The following is a 1,730-nucleotide window of genomic DNA, read 5'->3' as shown; positions in this document are numbered from 1 at the left end:
GGGACCCACTCCCCGCCGGCGTCCACGGTGTTCCAGCCGACGTGGTCGGCGTGGAGGTGGGTGTTGACGACGACGTCCACCTCCTCGGGGCGGACATCAGGGTCGGGGGGGCTCGCGCCAGTAGGGGTGGCGGGACACGGCCATGCCCCGACGTGCGAGCTCCCCGGCCGCGGTCACCCGAAGCTCCGGGTGGTGGACCATGCGGTTGTACAGCCGGACACGGGCCTGCTGCAGCGCGAGCAGGTCCTCCGGGAACTCGAGGTCGGCCACAAGCGCCACCTCCGTGAAGATCACCTGTGCGCGTAGGTGGCCCGTCCGGCCAACTACAACGCTCAGCTCTCTGCGGGGCCGAGGTTTCCTTCGAGGACTGTCTGGACGATCTGGGTCCGGTCCCACAGGGCCAGGATTTCGTCGGCCAGGGCCGCGACCGAGAGGGGGTCCTCGTCCCGTTGGACCTTGATGGCCGCGGCCAACAAGGTGCGGGGGACGGCTGCGGCATCCAGGATGACGCGCCATTCCTGCACGGGGAGTTCGAGATACTCCAGGCCGACGAGCCCGGCGATCTCCGGGGGGTCGGAGAGTACACCGGGACCGGCGGTGAGGGCGCGCAGGCGTGTCAGTCCGCTCAGGGGTGCGAGGCTGAATGGCGCGCCGTCGGAACTGTCTATGGACAGAACCTCCAGGGCTGGGTGGGCGGCGGCCTGGATGGATTCAAGGCTTCCGGCGCGGACCCTGGCCACGGCCGGAGGGCTGCCCGTGAGGCAGCGTTCGTCCTTGGTTCGGTCGAGGACGAAGTCGGTGAGGGAGTCGGCGATGAGGTCGGCGCCGAGGTTCGTCTCATGGCTGACCAGGATGACCTGCCCGGTGTGGCCGCCCGGTCCGGGTGTCAGGTCGACGGCCAGCTCGTCCCCACCGTTGCTTCCGAAGACGATCCAGCCGGGCGAGCCGGCCAGGCCCTGCACCGCGGCGTCGGGCGGGCAGTGGACGGCGTCCGTCGCCCCGTAGGACCAGCTGGAGTGGCGGCGCGCCGCGTCGACGCTGTACAGCTCCTCCAGGGAACTGAGCTCGCAGCCGACCGCCGTGTTGACACGGTCCGCTTCTTCGTAGTCCTCGTGAAAATCCTCCCAGTCCCATCGTGCCCGGGTAACCCGGTAGAGGACCTTGAGCTCGTCGGACAGGGTGACGCCCAGGCGTGCCTCGGTAGCGGCAATCTCTTCCTCTGTCGCACCGACGGCGTCGGGCAACCGCTCGCGCAGGGTCCGCTCCAGCAGCTCAAGGTCCGCCGAAGGGGCCGGTGCCGCGCCGGGTACCGGATCAGGCAGGCGGCGCCAGGGCTCGGGGAGGACACCGTCGACCAAGGTGAGCACGGCAAGGTCCGGAAAACCGCGCGTCCTGGCCAGGCTGGCCCAGGCCAGATGCAAGGTGGTGCTTCCGTCCGGTTGCACCTCCGCCGCGAATAGCATCTCCCCAAGTCCACAGCTGTCGAAGGACCTCCGTAGGTCTTCCACGACGCGCATCTCTGCCGACGGCAGTCCGTCGGGGAGGTCCAAACGCCAGGTGTGTCGGCTGATACGGCCCTCCACACGGCGAGTGCGGCCAGCGCTCCCCTCCGCGTCCGCGGCCAGTAGGAGCCGCAGCACCGGCTCCCAGATCACGAAATCGCGCAGCGGCGACGAGAGGAGCATCTGATCATCCATGCTCAGACCGTATGCGGAGCCAGTGACAACGGG

2 protein-coding genes and 1 pseudogene are annotated in these 1,730 nt (G+C 69.3%); all 3 read right to left on the bottom strand.

The features are described from left to right. A pseudogene (locus tag AB0O29_RS35665) lies at positions 1 to 95 on the bottom strand (MBL fold metallo-hydrolase); the annotation flags it as partial. 1 nt (position 96) lies between these two features. Next, on the bottom strand, positions 97 to 270 hold the full coding sequence (locus tag AB0O29_RS35660) for a hypothetical protein (RefSeq protein WP_365160523.1): 174 nt from the start codon (positions 268 to 270) through the stop codon (positions 97 to 99). A 62-nt stretch (positions 271 to 332) separates the two neighbouring features. Then, complete coding sequence (locus AB0O29_RS35655) at positions 333 to 1,697, bottom strand: SMI1/KNR4 family protein (RefSeq protein ID WP_365160520.1); 1,365 nt, start codon at positions 1,695 to 1,697, stop codon at positions 333 to 335. Positions 1,698 to 1,730: the final 33 nt, after the last annotated feature.

It is taken from the genome of Streptomyces sp. NPDC089915, assembly GCF_040684675.1.
Classification (GTDB): Bacteria; Actinomycetota; Actinomycetes; order Streptomycetales; family Streptomycetaceae; genus Streptomyces.
The sequence above is the reverse complement of the archived record's forward strand: the minus strand, read 5'-3'. Positions and strand labels throughout refer to the sequence as shown.